Origin of the sequence: Micromonospora inyonensis (assembly GCF_900091415.1) — a bacterium.
In the GTDB taxonomy this organism is placed as follows: Bacteria; Actinomycetota; Actinomycetes; order Mycobacteriales; family Micromonosporaceae; genus Micromonospora; species Micromonospora inyonensis.
Window position 1 is genome coordinate 3,583,661 of the sequence record NZ_FMHU01000002.1, and the last position, 16,349, is coordinate 3,600,009.

At 72.1% G+C, this 16,349-nt stretch carries 18 protein-coding genes and 1 pseudogene; 12 read left to right on the top strand and 7 right to left on the bottom strand.

Annotation, left to right across the window (positions count from 1 at the left end):
* Positions 1 to 46: 46 nt before the first annotated feature.
* From pyrH to GA0074694_RS34050, 4 genes are all read right to left on the bottom strand, one after another.
* Positions 47 to 814, bottom strand: coding sequence for a UMP kinase (gene pyrH, locus GA0074694_RS30290; RefSeq protein WP_091463267.1), 768 nt, complete (start codon positions 812 to 814; stop codon positions 47 to 49).
* A gap of 161 nt (positions 815 to 975) precedes the next feature.
* Positions 976 to 1,803 carry a translation elongation factor Ts gene (tsf, locus tag GA0074694_RS30295; protein ID WP_091463268.1) on the bottom strand — a complete coding sequence of 276 codons (828 nt, stop codon included), beginning with the start codon at positions 1,801 to 1,803 and terminating at the stop codon, positions 976 to 978.
* 200 nt (positions 1,804 to 2,003) lie between these two features.
* Positions 2,004 to 2,840: a 30S ribosomal protein S2 gene (gene rpsB / locus GA0074694_RS30300; protein WP_091463269.1), complete on the bottom strand. Its 837-nt coding sequence runs from the start codon at positions 2,838 to 2,840 to the stop codon at positions 2,004 to 2,006.
* 335 nt (positions 2,841 to 3,175) lie between these two features.
* A complete protein-coding gene (locus GA0074694_RS34050) occupies positions 3,176 to 4,384 on the bottom strand; it encodes a hypothetical protein (protein ID WP_425413656.1) in 1,209 nt (402 codons plus the stop codon).
* A gap of 234 nt (positions 4,385 to 4,618) precedes the next feature.
* Between GA0074694_RS34050 and GA0074694_RS30310 the strand changes: the two genes are divergently transcribed.
* The 3 genes and pseudogenes from GA0074694_RS30310 (at position 4,619) to GA0074694_RS30320 (ending at position 7,863) form a co-directional block, all read left to right on the top strand.
* Positions 4,619 to 4,978: a YraN family protein gene (locus tag GA0074694_RS30310; protein WP_091463271.1), complete on the top strand. Its 360-nt coding sequence runs from the start codon at positions 4,619 to 4,621 to the stop codon at positions 4,976 to 4,978.
* Positions 4,979 to 4,993: 15 nt separating this feature from the next.
* Positions 4,994 to 6,424 (top strand): annotated as a pseudogene (locus GA0074694_RS30315) (YifB family Mg chelatase-like AAA ATPase); the annotation flags it as partial.
* A 20-nt stretch (positions 6,425 to 6,444) separates the two neighbouring features.
* A complete protein-coding gene (locus GA0074694_RS30320; RefSeq protein WP_176738041.1) occupies positions 6,445 to 7,863 on the top strand; it encodes a recombinase family protein in 1,419 nt (472 codons plus the stop codon).
* A gap of 124 nt (positions 7,864 to 7,987) precedes the next feature.
* Here GA0074694_RS30320 and GA0074694_RS32075 read toward each other — a convergent pair whose 3' ends face one another.
* Complete coding sequence (locus GA0074694_RS32075) at positions 7,988 to 8,572, bottom strand: hypothetical protein (protein WP_176738042.1); 585 nt, start codon at positions 8,570 to 8,572, stop codon at positions 7,988 to 7,990.
* A 129-nt stretch (positions 8,573 to 8,701) separates the two neighbouring features.
* On the opposite strand from GA0074694_RS32075, the gene GA0074694_RS32080 reads away from it, so the two are divergent.
* From GA0074694_RS32080 to GA0074694_RS30360, 9 genes are all read left to right on the top strand, one after another.
* Positions 8,702 to 8,905 (top strand): helix-turn-helix domain-containing protein, encoded by a 204-nt coding sequence (locus GA0074694_RS32080; RefSeq protein WP_176738043.1) that lies wholly within the window; start codon positions 8,702 to 8,704, stop codon positions 8,903 to 8,905.
* Positions 8,895 to 9,071: a hypothetical protein gene (locus tag GA0074694_RS32085; protein ID WP_176737955.1), complete on the top strand. Its 177-nt coding sequence runs from the start codon at positions 8,895 to 8,897 to the stop codon at positions 9,069 to 9,071. The genes GA0074694_RS32080 and GA0074694_RS32085 overlap by 11 nt, the downstream gene beginning before the upstream one ends.
* Positions 9,068 to 11,701, top strand: a complete 2,634-nt coding sequence (locus GA0074694_RS30330; protein WP_091460905.1) for a phage/plasmid primase, P4 family — start codon at positions 9,068 to 9,070, stop codon at positions 11,699 to 11,701. Before GA0074694_RS32085 ends, GA0074694_RS30330 begins: the two co-directional genes overlap by 4 nt.
* Positions 11,702 to 11,963: 262 nt before the next feature.
* Positions 11,964 to 12,254, top strand: a complete 291-nt coding sequence (locus GA0074694_RS30340) for a hypothetical protein (RefSeq protein ID WP_091463275.1) — start codon at positions 11,964 to 11,966, stop codon at positions 12,252 to 12,254.
* On the top strand, positions 12,251 to 12,889 hold the full coding sequence (locus GA0074694_RS30345; protein WP_091460910.1) for a hypothetical protein: 639 nt from the start codon (positions 12,251 to 12,253) through the stop codon (positions 12,887 to 12,889). Before GA0074694_RS30340 ends, GA0074694_RS30345 begins: the two co-directional genes overlap by 4 nt.
* Positions 12,890 to 12,996: 107 nt before the next feature.
* A complete protein-coding gene (locus tag GA0074694_RS30350; protein ID WP_091458395.1) occupies positions 12,997 to 13,569 on the top strand; it encodes a hypothetical protein in 573 nt (190 codons plus the stop codon).
* 274 nt (positions 13,570 to 13,843) lie between these two features.
* Complete coding sequence (locus GA0074694_RS30355; protein ID WP_218105690.1) at positions 13,844 to 14,245, top strand: hypothetical protein; 402 nt, start codon at positions 13,844 to 13,846, stop codon at positions 14,243 to 14,245.
* A complete protein-coding gene (locus tag GA0074694_RS32090) occupies positions 14,242 to 14,418 on the top strand; it encodes a hypothetical protein (RefSeq protein ID WP_176737908.1) in 177 nt (58 codons plus the stop codon). The genes GA0074694_RS30355 and GA0074694_RS32090 overlap by 4 nt, the downstream gene beginning before the upstream one ends.
* Positions 14,405 to 14,677: a hypothetical protein gene (locus GA0074694_RS30360; protein WP_091458392.1), complete on the top strand. Its 273-nt coding sequence runs from the start codon at positions 14,405 to 14,407 to the stop codon at positions 14,675 to 14,677. The genes GA0074694_RS32090 and GA0074694_RS30360 overlap by 14 nt, the downstream gene beginning before the upstream one ends.
* A gap of 61 nt (positions 14,678 to 14,738) precedes the next feature.
* On the opposite strand, the gene GA0074694_RS30365 is transcribed toward GA0074694_RS30360, so the two are convergent.
* Both GA0074694_RS30365 and GA0074694_RS30375 read right to left on the bottom strand, forming a co-directional pair.
* On the bottom strand, positions 14,739 to 14,981 hold the full coding sequence (locus GA0074694_RS30365) for a hypothetical protein (RefSeq protein ID WP_091458390.1): 243 nt from the start codon (positions 14,979 to 14,981) through the stop codon (positions 14,739 to 14,741).
* 640 nt (positions 14,982 to 15,621) lie between these two features.
* Entirely contained in the window at positions 15,622 to 16,248 is a 627-nt protein-coding gene (locus GA0074694_RS30375) for an ATP-binding protein (RefSeq protein ID WP_091463277.1), read from the bottom strand.
* Positions 16,249 to 16,349: the final 101 nt, after the last annotated feature.

A 16,349-nucleotide genomic window follows, 5' to 3' on the forward strand; every position in this document is an offset into this window, starting at 1 on the left:
GCCTCCTTCTTGTGCTCGTTGTGTGCCTGTCGTGTCGGATGGCCGGTCAGGCGGTGATCAGCGTGCCGATCCGTTCGCCGGCCACCGCACGGATGATGGTGTCCTCACCCTGGGCGCCGAAGACCAGCATCGGCAGACCGTTCTCCATGCAGAGGCTGAACGCGGCGGCGTCGGCCACGCGGAGGTTGCGGCGCAGCGCCTCGGAGAAGGTGATCGAGTCGATCTTGCTGGCGGTGGGGTCGAGGTTCGGGTCGGCGGTGTAGACGCCGTCCACACCGTTCTTGCTCATCAGCACCACGTCGGCGCGGATCTCCAGCGCCCGCTGGGCGGCAACCGTGTCGGTGGAGAAGTACGGCATGCCGGCACCGGCGCCGAAGATGACCACGCGGCCCTTCTCCAGGTGCCGAATCGCGCGCAGCGGAATGTAGGGCTCGGCGACCTGGGCCATCGTGATCGCGGACTGCACCCGCGTCTCGATGCCCTCCTTCTCCAGGAAGTCCTGTAGCGCCAGGCAGTTCATCACGGTGCCCAGCATGCCCATGTAGTCGGCGCGGGCGCGGTCCATGCCACGCTTCTGCAACTCCGCGCCGCGGAAGAAGTTACCGCCACCGATCACCACGGAGACCTGCACGCCGCGACGGACCACGGTGGCGATTTGCCGGGCGATGGCCTGTACGACGTCCGGGTCGACGCCGATCGCGCCGCCACCGAAGACCTCGCCGGAGAGCTTCAGCACGACCCGCCGGGCCCGGCCGGGTGGCGGTGCCGTCGGATCGTCCTCCGCCCGGGTCCGATCACTCACAACCTGCGTCATCCGACCGCCCTTCCCCTCGCGCACGTTCCGCGCGCCGCCGTCCTGCGACTCTGCCCGATGTCGACCCTATGTGACGAGGAGGCCGCGGTGCCTGTGACGTACACCCGCGACCTCCTCCTCGACGTTCCTGCCCACCGGGCGCCCCGCGCCCGGTGGTCGGCTCAGGCCTGGCCGACCTCGAACCGCAGGAAGCGGGTCACCTCGATGCCGGCGTCGGCCAGCACCTGCTTGACCGTCTTCTTGTTGTCGGCGACCGACGCCTGCTCGACCAGGACGTAGTCCTTGAAGAAGGCGTTCACCCGGCCCTCGACGATCTTCGGCAGCGCGGCCTCGGGCTTGTTCTCCTCGCGGGCGGTCTGCTCCGCGATGCGCCGCTCCGACTCGACGACCTCGGCGGGCACCTCGTCCCGGGTGAGGTACTTCGGCCGCATCGCGGCGATCTGCATGGCCACGGCGCGGGCGTCCGAGTCGGCGGCCTCGTCGGTCCTGCCGGTGTACTCGACGAGGACACCGACGGCCGGCGGCAGGTCCTGGCTCTTGCGGTGCAGGTAGACGGCGGTGGCGCCGTCCAGCTTGGCGAAGCGGTTCAGCACCAGCTTCTCGCCGATCTTGGCGGACTGCTCCTGGACCAGGTCGGCGACGGTCTTGCCGTCGAGGGTGCTGGCCAGCAGTTCCTCGGCGGTGGTGGCACCGCTGCGCTCGCCGTGCTCGACGAGCTGCTGGGCCAGGGCGACGAAGGCGTCGTTCTTGGCGACGAAGTCGGTCTCGCAGTTGAGTTCCAGCAGCGCCTTGCCGGAGTGCGCCACCAGGCCGTTGGCGGCGGTCCGACCGGCCCGCTTGCCGACGTCCTTGGCGCCCTTGACACGCAGGATCTCGATGGCCTTGTCGAAGTCGCCCTCGGCCTCGGTCAGCGCCTTCTTGGAGTCCATCATGCCGGCGCCGGTGAGGTCGCGGAGCTTCTTGACGTCCGCGGCGGTGAAGTTGGACATGGCTCTCTCTTCGGTGTTGAGGCTCGGTGGGATGGTCTGGGTTACCGGTCGTCCGCAGGCGGGCCGGCGCGGCGCGGGGTCGGGCGCGACCGGCGGGTCGGGCGCGGCGCGGGGTCGGGCGCGACCGGCGGGTCGGGCGCGACCGGCGGTTCCGCCGCTCCCCGCCGGCCGGTGCCGACGGGCGGGGAGCGGCGGCGCGATCACTCCGCGGCGACGGCCGCCGGCTGCTGCTGCTCCTCGTCGGCCTTCTTCGGCTCCTCGAGCAGCTCGCGCTCCCACTCGGGCAGCGGCTCGTCCGCACCGACGGCACCCGCCTCGGGCTTCTCGTCCGCGCCCCGGCGACGGCCGGAGCGGGCGATCAGACCGTCGGCGACGGCGGCGGCCACGACCTTGGTCAGCAGCTCGGCCGAGCGGATCGCGTCGTCGTTGCCCGGGATCGGGAAGTCGACCTCGTCCGGGTCGCAGTTGGTGTCGAGTACCGCGATGACCGGGATGTTCAGCTTGCGCGCCTCGTCGACCGCGATGTGCTCCTTCTTGGTGTCGACCACCCAGATCGCGGCCGGGAGCTTCTGCATGTCCCGCAGGCCACCGAGGGTGCGGGTCAGCTTGATCTTCTCGCGGGAGAGCTGGAGCGTCTCCTTCTTGGTGTAACCGGCGGCGGTGCCGCTCAGGTCACCGAGCGCCTCGAGCTCCTTCATCCGCTGGAGCCGCTTGTACACCGTCTGGAAGTTGGTCAGCATGCCACCGAGCCAGCGGTGGTTGACGTACGGCTGGCCGACCCGGGTCGCCTGCTCGGCGATGGCCTCCTGGGCCTGCTTCTTGGTGCCGACGAAGAGCACGCTGCCGCCCTCGGCGACCGTGTTGCGCACGAAGTCGTACGCCTTCTCGATGTAGTCGAGGGTCTGGCGCAGGTCGATGATGTAGATGCCGTTGCGCTCGGTCATGATGAAGCGCTTCATCTTCGGGTTCCAGCGCCGGGTCTGGTGCCCGAAGTGGACACCGCTTTCCAGCAGCTGACGCATGGTCACGACGGCCATGGTGGGGTACTCCTCAGAAGGTCCCTGGTTGTCACGCCCGGCCGGCGGCCGGGCGTCCTGGCGTCTGGTCGCCGGTCATGGTGGGCCCGATCGGCATCGGGACCAGGGGACCGTCGCCCCACGGGACGACCGTGGAGAGGACGCGCGAAGTCGACCGCGCGAGGCGGTCGCCAGTCGACAAGTGTACGCCCCCACCCGACCCCTTACCCCCGGGGTGTAGCAGACGGACGGGCCCGTGGTCACGGCCCCGCCCGCCCCCGGAGGTCGACACGGACGGCGCCCACACCCGGACGTCGACGCCGGGTGGGTGGCCCTCGGGGGGTCGGGGTCGGTGCTCAGCCGGCGGCGAGGGCGGCCGCGACGAAGAGCACCAACCCGACGGTCAGGTACGCGGTGGGCGGGCGTAGCCAGCCGCGGCTGCCGTCGGCCAGCGCCAGGCCGCCGGTACGCAGCCCGTAGAGGCCGGCACCGAAGATCGGCAGACCGCCGACCAGGAGGATCCCGACGACGACGTGGGACACCGGTGCCGGATCGGCGGTCAGCCCGTGCAGCAGCACCCGCAGGGCGGGAACCTCGAAGAGCAGCACCAGCAGGGCGATGGGGACCGCGAGTGCCGGACGCCGGGTCCGGTAGACGCCGTCGCCGGCGACGGGGCCGGGACGGCCGAGCGCTCCCACGGCGGGGTAGCCCAGCGGATCCACCCCCGGCGGCGGCAGGTCCGGACGCGGGGTGACCGGCGGCATCGGACCGGTCGGCATCTCCAGCGGGTGGGGCGGTTCGACGGGCGGCCCGACCTCGGCACCACGCTCGAGGTCGGCGGCCCGGGGGATGTCGACACCCCGGCCCCCTTCGACACCCCGGCCCCCGTCGAAGCTCCGGCCGGCGTCCACGCCACGGTCGAGGTCGGCACCCCGGTCGAGGTCGCCACCCCGACGGTCGAGGACGACCCCACGACCGTGGTCGGCTTCGGCGGTCCGGCCCGGGTCCGTGCCCAGGTCGGCGTCGACCGTCCGGCCCGGCTCGACCCCCCGGCCCACCTCCCCGGGGCGGGACGGTTCGATGACCGGGTACCCCGCGAGCGGGGACTGCCGCATGGGGTCCGGAACCCGTTCCCGCTCCGGCACCTCCACGCCGTCACGGAAGGAGTCGACGTCGTCGCGGAAGGCCAACTCCTCCCCGGCGGATCGCGCCTCGCGGGAGCGGCGGGACGGGCGTTCGCCCCGCAGGTCACTCGCGGTGACTCCGCTGGCGGTGGGCTCGGCGCGCCGGGACCGAGGCGCCCGGTAACTCTCCGCATCCGGACGCTCCACCCCCAGTGGGTCGTCCGCGTGGTACCGGCCCGACTCGGCATACCGGCTGGCCGGCGGGTCGGTCAGGTCGCCGTACCGTCGCTCACCGGTGTCACCGCGCTGCTCAGGCGTCCGGAGGTCGTCACCCCGGTAGCGATCATCGCCACCGGTGTGCCACTCGGACTCGCCGTAGCCACGGTCACCGGAGTACCAGCGTGACTCCTGATCTTCGGGAAAGCTCCGTCGTCCGTCCACGACCGGCACGGTATGTGACAGGAGCCATCGCGCGCCATTCGCCGCTCCGAGATCACCTTTACCGACCACGGCCGTCACCCGGAGTGCAGATCGACGGGCTGCGCACCGGGTCCGGCGCGGGCCGTCATAGCACAGCAGGGGCATGATCGTCCGGCTGTCCACAGCCGCCCCCGTCGTCCACAGGCGGGGCCGTCCGGGCTGCGGGCGCAGGTCGGTCCGGGGCACCGTGCCGGCATGACGAGACGAAGCCAGGCGGTCGGCGCGTACGGCGAGCGGTGCGCCGTCCGACACCTGATCGGGGCGGGGCTGCGCCCGGTCGCCCGCAACTGGCGCTGCCCGGACGGCGAGATCGACATCATCGCCTGGGACGGCGACATCCTCGCCTTCTGCGAGGTCAAGACCCGCCGCGACGGCAGCTTCGGCAGCCCCGCCGAGGCCGTCGTCCCGGCGAAGGCCCGTCGGTTGCGCGGGCTCGCGGTGCGGTGGCTGGCCGAGACCGGGACGCGCGCGGACGACCTGCGCTTCGACGTGCTCTCGGTGCACCTGTCCGCCGCCGGGGCCGCCCGCGTCGAGCATCTCAAGGGCGCGTTCTGAGATGGGCGGCCACCGATGAGCTACGCCAGGGTGCTCGGCGTCGGCCTGGTCGGGATGACCGGGCACCTGGTGGAGGTGGAAGCCGACCTGGCGCCGGGACTACCCGCCCTCACGATCAGCGGACTGCCGGACACCGCCCTGCACGAGGCCCGCGACCGGGTCCGGGCGGCGATCGTCAACTCCGGCGAGACCTGGCCCAACCGCCGGATCACCCTCAACCTGCTCCCCGCGACGCTGCCGAAGTACGGTTCCGCCTTCGACCTGGCCATCGCGGCGGCCCTGCTCGGCAGCGCCGGTCAGCTGCCGCTGCTGCCCCTGGAGGGGGTGGTGCTCCTCGGCGAGCTGGGACTCGACGGGGCGGTGCGGCCGGTCCGGGGCGTCCTGCCGATGGTCGCCGCGGCGGCCCGCGCCGGCGTGACCCGGGCGATCGTTCCGGTGCGGAACGCCACCGAGGCCGCGGTGATCCCCGGGGTGCAGGTCCGCGCGGCCGGCACCCTGCACCAGTTGGTCGCCTTCGTCCGGGAGGGCACGCCGCTGGCCGATCCGCCACCCGTCGCGGCGACCACCATCGCGCCCGGCCCGGACCTCGCCGACGTGGCCGGGCAGGAGTACGCCCGCCGCGCGCTGGAGGTGACCGCCGCCGGTGGTCACCACCTGGCGCTGCTCGGGCCACCCGGTACCGGGAAGACCATGCTCGCCGAGCGACTCCCGTCGATCCTGCCGGCGCTGGACGACGAGGCTGCCCTGGAGGTCACCGCGTTGCACTCGATCGCCGGTCTGCTGCCACCCGCCGGCGGGTTGCTGCGCCGGCCGCCGTTCCAGGCCCCGCACCACACGGCGACCGTGCCGGCGCTGGTCGGTGGCGGCCCGGGGCTGGCCCGCCCCGGGGCGGTCTCGCTGGCCCACCGTGGGGTTCTCTTCCTCGACGAGGCCCCGGAGTTCAGCCGGGGCGCGTTGGAGGCCCTGCGGCAACCCCTGGAGGACGGGCACGTCCATCTCGCCCGCGCCCGGGGGGCCACCGAGTATCCGGCACGGATCCAGTTGGTGCTGGCCGCCAATCCCTGCCCGTGCGCCAGGCCGGTGGGGGACACCGCCTGCGAGTGCAGCCCGCTGGCCCGCCGTCGCTACCTCGGCCGGCTGTCCGGCCCGCTGCGGGACCGGATCGACGTCCAGGTGACGGTACCGCCGTTGCGCGCCGCCCAACTGATGGAGACCGGTGAGGTGGGCGAGCCGTCGGCGGTGGTGGCGGTCCGGGTGGCGGCGGCCCGTTCGGCGGCCGCCGAACGGTGGGCGGCCGTCGGTCACCGCCTCAACGCGGAGCTGCCCGGCCCGGTGCTGCGCCGCCCGCCGTTCCGACTGCCCGCCCGGGACACCGTCGAGCTGCGCCGACGCCTGGACAGCGGATCGCTCTCCGCCCGGGGCTTCGACCGGATCATCCGGCTGGCAAGTATGCAATACTCGCCGATGTGAAGGCCCTGATCTACGTTCGACAGTCGCAGGATCGGTCCGGCGAAGAGCTTGGCATCGCCCGCCAACTCGCGGACGCCCGCCAACTCGCCAAGCTGCGCGGATGGGAGGTGATCCGTGAGCTGCCGGAGAACGACACCAGTGCATCGGGCAAGCGGCAGCGGCCCCAGTTCGAAGCTGTCCTAGCCGCCATCGAGGCGCAAGAAGTCGGGGCCGTCATCGCGTGGGACATGACCCGGCTGAGCCGGAACCGGCGCGATACGGTCCGTCTACTGGAGGCCGGAGAGCGCGCGAAGATCACCCTCGCTTTCGTTCGTGGCACGGACCTCGACCTGTCGACCCCGGCCGGCGGACTCATCGCCGACATCCTCGCCGGCGTGGCGCGCAACGAGATCGCGGTGAAGTCCGACCGGCAGCGGCGGGCCGCGCTGCAAGCCGCGGAGCAGGGACGATGGGTAGGTGGCCGCCGGCCTTTCGGATACGAGGCCGATGGGTGCACGATCCGTGAGGCAGAGGCGGCGGCCCTCCGCGACGCCTACGCGGCCGTGCTCACCGGGGTATCACTCGGCGGCGTCGCCCGCGACTGGAACACCCGCGGCCTCCACACGCCCCAGGGCAAGCGCGACGGGAGCCCGTCGCTCTGGACGTCACAGACCGTCCGTCCGACCCTGCTGAACCCTCGGTACGCCGGTCTGCGCGCCCGTGGGCGCGGTAAGAGCCAGCAGGTGATGGCCGCCGCCGAGTGGCAGGCAATCGTGCCCGAGTCGACCTGGCGGGCCGCCGTCGCGGTGATCGCCGACCCTGCACGTGCCAACCCGCCGCGTGGCGGTCGGTCCCTGCTCACCGGCCTCGCCTTCTGCGGCGTCTGCGGTGAGGACACCCCGGCCACCGTGCACGCCGGCGCGGCGCCGAGCCGGAAGGGCCGAGAGGGCTACCGGACGTACCGGTGCCGAGCCGCGTACGGACACGTCGGGCGGGCCGCCGAGCCGGTCGACGAGTTCGTCACCGCCGTTGCCCTGGAGCGTCTCAGTCGGCCGGACGCCCGGGACCTCCTGATCGACCGCGACCGAGCCGACGTTGAGCAGCTCCGCACCGAAGCAATTGCCCTGCGCGGTCGACGAAAGGCGCTGCTCGGCTTGGTCGAAGACGGCACCTACACCGACGCTGAGATACGCGACCGGGCGGGCCGACTCGCCGAGAAGATCGCGGCGGTAGAGGCGAAGCTGGCCGACGCCGGACGAGTCGACATCCTCGGCCCGCTCATCGACGCCGACGACATCCGCGCAGCCTGGGATGCCCTTGATGTCGAACGGCAGCGCGCCGTGATCGACACGCTCATGACCGTTCGCCTGCACCCTCCTGGGCGCGGTACACGAACGTTCCGACCGGAAACGGTCGAGATCGAATGGAAGCACTGACCCACAACTGAACGCGCCCCCGGCGAGGCGACTGCAACGCCTGCCGGGGACGACTTGATCCGCTCCGCTCCCACAGAAAGCGAGCAGACCCATGCAGGATCCTAGGCCCTGCCGTGCCCGCGCATCAGCCGGCCCGGCCCTTCCGAGCAGGCGGCAGGAAACCCCGCCGCCGCGCCTCAGCAATCCACCGGTGCACGGTGGCCACCGGTACCTCGCTCCGCTCCGCGATCACCGCAGCGGGCTTGCCCGAGCTGGCCACCGCAGCCACGTACGCGGCAGCCACCAGGCGGTAGAAGCCATCCGGGTTCGTGCCGTCCGGCCTGGTCAGCTTCGGCATCTCCTCCGTGCTGAACGGCGCGAGCTGCTCGAAGTACTCGCGCTTGCGCTCGTGCAGCGCCGTCCGCGTCGGGTCGGCCTTCTGGTCCCCGTCGTCCCGCTGGGCGAGCCACTCCAGAGCCTCAGGGGTGTTGACCGCGCTCTCAATCCAGCCGATCGGGACCGCCTTCAACTTCCCGGCAGTGACCCCCGGCGACCAGGGGTCGGAGCTGATGACCAGGTCAACGATGATCCGGCGGCCCTCCCACTCCTTCGTCTTGGCGATCACGACGAACTTCTCGTCACCGTCGCTCAGGCCGTTCACACGCACCCAGCCCTGCGAGCCGAACTCCACCCAACGCATGCCGGCCAGCATCGCACCGCGCGACTTCACCGCGCAAGCACCGACGCACACCCGCGTAAGCGAGCCGGCTTGCGCACACCCCCCTGGACGTGCTTATCTACCTCCGAAGATCAGCGCGGCTTACTCGGTCAAGCCGCGCATCCCCTCGGAGGTACGGAAGTGGCGACCACGGACAACCGGCTCTACACCATCGACGAGGTTTGCGACCTCTTCCGGTGCGGCAAGAGCACCATCTACAAGCTGATGGACTCCGGCGAACTCCGGTCAGTGAAGATCGGCGCGCTGAGGCGCATCCCCGTCAAGGCCGCCGACGAGTACCTGGCCCGGCAGATGGGCGAGGCGGTGACCGTCGATGCTGCCTGACCACCCGCACGCCGACTACATCCGCCGCCTGGTCGACGCCGCTCCGCCGCTCAGCGAAGGGCAGCGGTCCCGGCTCGCCACCATCCTCCGACCGGTCGCCGACCGCCCGGCGCCCCGGCAGCGGACCGCGCCGGCCGCCCGCGAGCAGGGAGCGGCCGCCGCATGAGCATCACGCAAAACGGCCGCCTCGCGGTGAACGAGGCGGCCGGCGAACAGGTTGACGAGACCTACGACGGGGGTACGACCCTCGACGCTGCGTTGGCCATGGTCGACCGAGGTTGCTACATCTTCCCCGTCGACCACCCCGAACTGCCCAAGTGCGTCGGAGTGCGCACGCCCGACCACGACCCCGACGCCTGCACCAAACGGGGCAAGCACCCGGCCGTGGGGAAGTGGTCGATCGAGTCCACCGCGAAGGTCGTCGACATCGCCGCGCACTTCGCCGGCACCCTCCGCAACTACGGCATCGACTGCCGCGCCTCGCACCTGCTCGTCATCGACGAAGACACACCCGGCGCGTTCCAGCGGTACGCCGACGAGCACGGCCACACGATCCCCCGCACCTTCACCGTGGCCACCGGCCGGGCGGGCGGGGGCCGGCACCTGTACTTCCGGGCCCCCCGAGGCAGCAAGCTCGGCACCGCCCGCGGTGCACTGCCCGCCGGGGTGGACGTACGCGGGGTGGGCGGCTACGTCGTCGGGCCCGGCAGCGTCCACCAGTCCGGCGCGGTCTACGCCCCCGAGGACCCGGCCGCGCCGTTCGCCGAGCTGCCCGGGTGGCTGGCCGACGCGCTCACCGTGAAGGCCGCGCCGCCGCTGTCGGCCGTCGCCGCCGAACCCCTCGCCGGCCCGCTGCCGCGCCGGGTCGCCGAGCTGCTCGACGCGGACCCCGGGGACCGGTCGGAACGGTTCCACCGGATCGTGCGGGAGCTCGCCGAGGCCGGACTCACCCAGGGCCAGGCCGTCACCGTCCTCACGCCCTGGTGCGAGCGGCACAGCAAGTACGTCGGCCGGGTCGCCGCCGAGGTCGCCCGGTCGTGGGGCAAGCCCGGTCGCAACACGGCCACGGGCGCCGAGCGGCCGGCAACCGGCGGGGCCGCCGACGACCTTTCTGACGCGCGGATGGCCGAAACCATCAGCACCGGAGTGCTCGGCGACCGGTTCTGCTGGACCGCCGCCCTCGGCTGGATGGAGTGGGACGGCCAGGTGTGGAGGCGCAGCAACGAAGCCGCCGTCGTCGAGGTCGTCCGGCAGTACGTGCTCGACCTGTTCAGCCGCGAAGTGCAGGCCGGAGCCGCCGGCGAGCGGCGCAAGATGCTATCCGGGCTGCTCGGCCGGGGCCGCATCGGTGCCATCGCCTCACTGGCCAAGGGCATTCTCCTCCAGGACGCGGCCAGCTTCGATCAGCACCCCGACCTGCTCAACACGCCCTCGGGTGTGGTCAACCTCCGCACCAAGCAGCTCATGCCGCACGACCCGGCACTGCTGCTCACGAAGATGACCGCCGTCGCCTACCGGCCCAACGCCGTGCACCCCGACTGGACGACCGCGCTACAGGCCATCCCTGGCGACGTGCGCGACTGGTACCAGGTGCGCGTCGGGCAGGGCATCACCGGCCACATGACGCCCGACGACGTGCTGGTCGTCAACCAGGGCGGCGGGGAGAACGGCAAGACCACCGTCCTCGGAACCGCGAGCAAGGTCCTTGGCAGCTACTACGTGCTCGTGTCCGACCGGGTGCTGCTGGCCGACGCGGGGGCGCACCCGACCGAACTGATGGAGCTGCGTGGCGCACGGCTGGCGCTGGTCGAGGAGACGCCCGAGGCGCGGCGGCTGTCCGTCGGCCGGCTCAAGAAGGTCGTCGGCACGCCGGAGATCGAGGCCAGGTACATCCGGCAGGACTCGGTCACGTTCACGGCCACGCACAGCCTGTTCCTGTCGACGAACTACCGGCCGGTGGTGGAAGAAACCGACCACGGGACGTGGCGGCGGCTGGCGCTGGTCCGGTTCCCGTACCGCTTCGTCAAGCGCGAGGCGGACCTCACCGGGCCCGACGACCGGCTCGGCGACCCGACGTTGCGTGAGCGGCTGATGGCCAGCGAGCAGGCCCGTGAGGCTGCCCTCGCATGGATGGTCGAGGGTGCCCACCGCTGGTATCAGGCGGGGCGGGTGATGCCGGAGCAGCCGCCGCGGGTCGTGGAGGCAACCCGCGCGTGGCGGGCCGAATCCGACCTGGTGCTGGCCTACGTCGACGATCGCCTGGTGGCCGACCGCGACAGCCACGTCATCTCCACAGAGCTGCTGGCCGACTTCAACGAGTGGTTGACCGCCCGGGGCCACCGCGCATGGGCGGACAAGATGTTCACCAGCCGCTTCGGAGAGCACGACGAGTTGGCCAAACACCGCGTCGAGAAGCGGCAGATGCGGGACCGGACAGGGCTCTCACGCCGTCCCACGGAGACGTTCAACCTCAACAGCGCAGCGATACCAGCCCGCTACACGGCGTGGTTGGGCATTCGGTTCGCCACCGAGACGGATCGAGCCGCTGACCTGGACGAAAGCGGCGACGGCGACCCGGTGGCAAGGGTGGCAAGGCAAGTTCCGGTGAACAGAGATTCCTATACGCGCGAGAGTTCACCAGACTCTGCCTTGCCACCCTTGCCAAATCAGCGGGCATCGATCGAGCGCGAGGCGGGGTCGGTCCCGCTGTGGCCCGAGGAACCGCCCGCCTGCCCCGACTGCGGCTGGCCGTACGACGCCGCCGCCCACTACCAGAACTGCGAGGCAACCCGATGACCACCTACCAGCCCAACGACGACCACGGCGCCCAGCACATCGCCTACACCACCCCGACAGCGGCACCCTCATCACCTGGCCCGTCGTCGGCTGGGGCAACCCCGGCGAGGGATGGGGCCACCTCACCCCCGTCATCGACACCCCCGACGGCCCCCAGGCGCTCCCGTTCGATCCCGACCGGCGGTTCGCCTACGGGCCCACCGACGACGACGCCGCGTGGAACCTCCGGCAGCTCACCCAGGCCGGCACCGCCCACCCCAGGGTGAACGAACCGTTCACCCCCTCCCACCAGGCCCCGGCCGACATCGATCCGGCGCTGCTCGACTTCGACGACGCGAACGCCGACGTCATCGCCTGCCTCGCCGCCATGCACCGCGGGGACCACCGGGGCGCCGCCGCTGTGCTCGCCTCCACCAACGTGGCCCGCCTCGCCTACCCGCTGCTTCACCTTGTCGCCGCCCTCGGCCCCGCCGCCGTAGGTGCGGAGGCGTGGGCCGAGGCACTCACCGCGTGGCAGCCCGGCCAGTCCCTCGGCGAAGGGCTGGCCCGGTGAACCCCGCCCTGGCCCTCGAAGCGCTGATGCTGCACCCCCGCTACGCCGAGTTGGCCGCGTACCTTCGGGCCCACGCCCCGGTACACGTCGTCGACCAGGTCGACGCGGCCAGCGTCGACGCCCACCGGCTGATGACCGACACCGCGCGGACTGTGTTCGGGGAGAGCAACGCTTGCGGCCTCGACGCCGCTGACGTGCCCGGATGGCTGCGCCTGCCGCTGCTCGACACCGTCACCGCATGGATCGGCGGCCGGGCGTCGACGTGCCGGCACCAACCCGACCCGCACCGGCCGCGCCCGGTGGTGGCCGCCGCGTGGAAACCCGGCCTCATCGTCTGCCACGCCTGCACCTACCTGACCGCCCTGCCTCGCGGCAGCGACCGGGACCGCACCTGCGACGCCTGCGGAAGGGTGTGCGCCGGCGTCGAGCACGGCGACGGCATCCACCCGGGCATGGTGCAGCTCGGTCCGCTCGTCTACCAGTACGGCGTGTGCGGCGACTGCAAGCCGATCACCGCCGACCCCGGCCCGCTCAGCGCCACGCAGACGGCCGAACAGGACCGGCCGAGGGGTACGGGAAGGGCCCGCCCACGCGGTCGACGTGGACGCGGCCGGGGCAAAGGGCCCCGCCGGTGAACGGGCGCCCTCTCAGACGACTTCGTGCCGTGACGGTCACGAAGGTGGCGGAAGCCCGGAGCCGCACCGGGCCACCCGCCGAACACGATGCGGCACAAGGAGAAGACATGGACACCATCACCACCCCCGGCGGTTGGGGTGCCAGCTACGACCGCATGTCCCCGGCCCTGCGCGCCCGGTGCGACGCCGACAACCGCGACTACCTGCGAGAACTCGCCGCCGACAACCAGCGGCGCCGTGCCGTCGCCGGCACCGCCGAGGAACAGGCCATCCGCGCGGCGATGCTGCTGGCCGAGCAGCAGGGCGCGGTCGTGAACCCGGCCGAGGTGTGGCGCACCGGCGGTGCCGCGGTCGGCCGCACCAAGGCCGAGGCGCTGTCGTACTACTCGGCCGTGCAGGACCTCGAGGACACCCGGGCGCGTAGGCAGGAGGAGGAGGCGCGGGCCGAGGCCCAGCGGTACCACGCCGCCCTCCAGGACGTGCAGGACCCGCGTTCCGGGCGCACCAAGGCCGAGGCCCTGCGCTACTTCTCGGCCGTGCAGGACCTCGAGGACACCCGCCGCGGGCGCGAGATCCTCACCGCCGACGCCCCCGACGTCCCCGCGCCCGCGCGGTACGACACGAGCTGGGTGCAGCAGGCCAAGGCCCGGCGCGACGCACGCACCGGACGCGCCCGGTGAACGGCCGCTGACCCCATGCCCGGCGTCAACGTCACCGCTGCTGCGTCAACGCTTGCGCAGGTCAGTGGATCGATGGTCGGTGAGCGGGTCAATTCCATCGCGCGCGATGAACCGACCAGCGCCGAACCTCACCGTGCGTCACCATCCCCCTGGTGACGCACGGTGAGGGGGATGGGGTCGACACGCAAGACCAGTCGGCCTCCGGACCCCCGGGGCCAGGCTTTCGGGTGCGGCTGTGGTCTGAATCGAACGAGAGTCCGATTGGAGTCTGCTCGTGGCAGTAACAGACAGTAACCAAACCACTGAGGGTGACATCGCCCTGCCGCCCCCTGGCACCCGGGAGTCAGGGCTGAGGCTGTGGCGGTCGGTGCTCGACGTGTACGAGCTGGAGCAACACGAGGTGGCGTTGCTGCGGGAGATGGTCCGTACCGTCGACCTGCTCGACGACCTGGCGGCGATCGTCGCCGCCGAGGGGACGATGGTTCCCGGTCCGGGCCTGACTCAGCGGGTGCACCCGGCGATCGTGGAGGCCCGGCAGATGCGGATCGCTCTGTCGCGGCTGTCGGCGTCGCTGCGTCTGCCGGCGGGTGAGGAAGGCGACCAGCCGGCGCACCTGCGGCGTCCACAGCGTCGTGGTGCCGCCCGGGGCGCGTACGGCATTCGGGGTGTGGCGTGAGGCGCCGCGGTGACGGCGAACGGCCGGTGATGCCGGCGTGGCTGCTCGCCCAGGGCGTGCCGGCGGCCGACACCCGGGCGTGGTGCGCGCAGAACGGCTACCGGGTGCTCGACGTGCTGTTCGCCCGCCGTGACGCGCACCGGGCCCGCTGGGGCGTCGATGCGGCGGCGTGAGCGGCCCGTTCCGCTGGGCGACGGGCCGCCGCCGACGCTGGTGCGGTTCCGGTACGCCGACTGGGCGGACGAGTCGGAGCAGCAGCCGCCGCATCACGCGGGTGAGTCGTGGCCGTCGTGGCGGCACATCCGGGCGTTCCGCCGGCACCTGCACGCCCGCCGCCGCTGGTGCGCCGAGACAGGCCGCAGCTACGTCGAGACGTTCCGCCCCGAGTGGTCGCGGTGGACCGATCACGAGAGCGCGGAGCGGCATCCGTAGCCCTGCCACAACAACGGCCCGCCAGGATCGTCCCTGGCGGGCCGTTCGCTGCGTCTGTGAGTCAGCGGGTGCCGTTGTGGTGGGCGACCCTGATGCGGTTCCAGACGCGGCGGCCGAGCCGCAACCGCCGGCCGGTGGCCTTGCACCAGCGGCAGGGGCGGGAGATCCGGGTGTTGCCCTTCGGGGTGTGGTGGGCTTTGCCGTCGCACACCCAGCAGCGGGCGAACGGCCACACGGCGCACGACACGGCGTAGCCGAGGGCGGCGAGGGTGCCGATTGCGATAGCGGTCAACGTGGCCTGCATGTGCCCTCCTGGGGCGGGTTTCGGGGGTTGGTGGGTTGGTGGGGCTAGCCGCGTTTCCGCTGGCCAGCGGGCTAGCGGTGGGGCTATCGCTAGCCCCTGCCGGGTGCTAGCGCGATTCGAGTTCGGCGGCCTTGATCCGGGCGTCGAGGGCCGCCAGGCGGACGCCCTTGCGGGTGGTGGCCTTGCCGTCGATGCGGCGTCCGATGTCGGCGGTGGGCACCCGGCGGCGGCCATCCGAGCGCCGAAAATCTCGACGGTCAGGTCCCCGTACACCTCGGGGTCGAGGTGCCGGTAGCCGCGGCACGATCAGCTCCGACCACAGGGCCGGCTCACTGCCGTCCCACACCCGACGGACGTCGTCGAGCAGGTTCCGGGCGTGCACGCGGACCGGACCCGGCTCGGGGCGGACACCGGGAGCGCAGCGCCAGGGCACGAGCGCAGACGGCGGCGGCCTGGTCGTCGTCGACGAGCGCGGCGCGGACGGTTTCGTAGCCGGCGGTGAACCCGGCGCGGACCATCCAACCGGAGTCCTCACCGGGCACGAACGCCGTCGGCCGGGCCCGGTGCGGTACGCCGACGTGCCGAGGATCATGTCCGTTTCCGGCTGCGCCGGGACCGCGAGGGCGGCCCGGTTTGGTGATCAGGCTGGAAATCGCTTTCGGCAAGGAGTCCTTGTCGAAGCGTTGGGTGGCGACGATGACGTGAATGCCGGAGGGCGCGGGCCCGTTTGATGGTGGACCAGCAGCATCGGCGCACCCGGCCCCTTGATGCCGTGCTTCGACGACATGAACTCCTGTACCTCGTCGAACATCGCCACCACCGGGCGGAGCCGTTCGTCATGTTCGGCCATGGCCCGGTTGACCTTCTTCACGCTGTTCATGCCGGCGCGGGCGTACTTGGCGACCAGGGGGCCGCGTTCCTCGCACAGCCCGTACAGCCATTCGATGATGTCCAACGTGCGGGCGATGGACCGTTCGTCTGCGCCGCACCACGTACATGCCGGGCGGCACAGCTGTTCGAAGCAGTCGTAGTCACCGGAGCCTTTGAGCTCGCTGATGACGGGGATGACCAGCGGATCGAGCACCGCACCCAGCAGCACGTTGCGGGCGGCGAGGGACTTGCCGGAGCCGGGCACCCCACCGAACAGGCTGTTCCGTTCGGCCAGTGACCAGGTGACGGGGCGGAGCCGCACGTCGGCCCCGTAGGGGAACGGCTCGAAGTAGTCGGTGGTGCCCTCCTCCAGCAGCGGCCACGGCGGTTGCCGCATCGCGCTGACGGCTTGTCGGACACGTAGATTTCCAGCATGCCGGGTGCTCGCCGCGCACCGGGTCGGGCCACACCTGGTCGACGGGAAGCCGGAACCCGGCG

Excerpts from the sequence above, each read along its gene's own strand:
- pyrH (WP_091463267.1), bottom strand. The coding sequence starts at position 814 with ATGACGCAGGTTGTGAGTGATCGGACCCGGGCGGAGGACGATCCGACG.
- GA0074694_RS30350 (WP_091458395.1), top strand. The coding sequence starts at position 12,997 with ATGGACACCATCACCACCCCCGGCGGTTGGGGTGCCAGCTACGACCGC.
- GA0074694_RS32085 (WP_176737955.1), top strand. The coding sequence starts at position 8,895 with ATGCTGCCTGACCACCCGCACGCCGACTACATCCGCCGCCTGGTCGAC.
- GA0074694_RS30375 (WP_091463277.1), bottom strand. The coding sequence starts at position 16,248 with ATGCGGCAACCGCCGTGGCCGCTGCTGGAGGAGGGCACCACCGACTAC.
- GA0074694_RS30310 (WP_091463271.1), top strand. The coding sequence starts at position 4,619 with ATGACGAGACGAAGCCAGGCGGTCGGCGCGTACGGCGAGCGGTGCGCC.
- tsf (WP_091463268.1), bottom strand. The coding sequence starts at position 1,803 with ATGTCCAACTTCACCGCCGCGGACGTCAAGAAGCTCCGCGACCTCACC.
- GA0074694_RS30330 (WP_091460905.1), top strand. The coding sequence starts at position 9,068 with ATGAGCATCACGCAAAACGGCCGCCTCGCGGTGAACGAGGCGGCCGGC.
- GA0074694_RS30360 (WP_091458392.1), top strand. The coding sequence starts at position 14,405 with ATGCGGCGGCGTGAGCGGCCCGTTCCGCTGGGCGACGGGCCGCCGCCG.
- GA0074694_RS30365 (WP_091458390.1), bottom strand. The coding sequence starts at position 14,981 with ATGCAGGCCACGTTGACCGCTATCGCAATCGGCACCCTCGCCGCCCTC.
- rpsB (WP_091463269.1), bottom strand. The coding sequence starts at position 2,840 with ATGGCCGTCGTGACCATGCGTCAGCTGCTGGAAAGCGGTGTCCACTTC.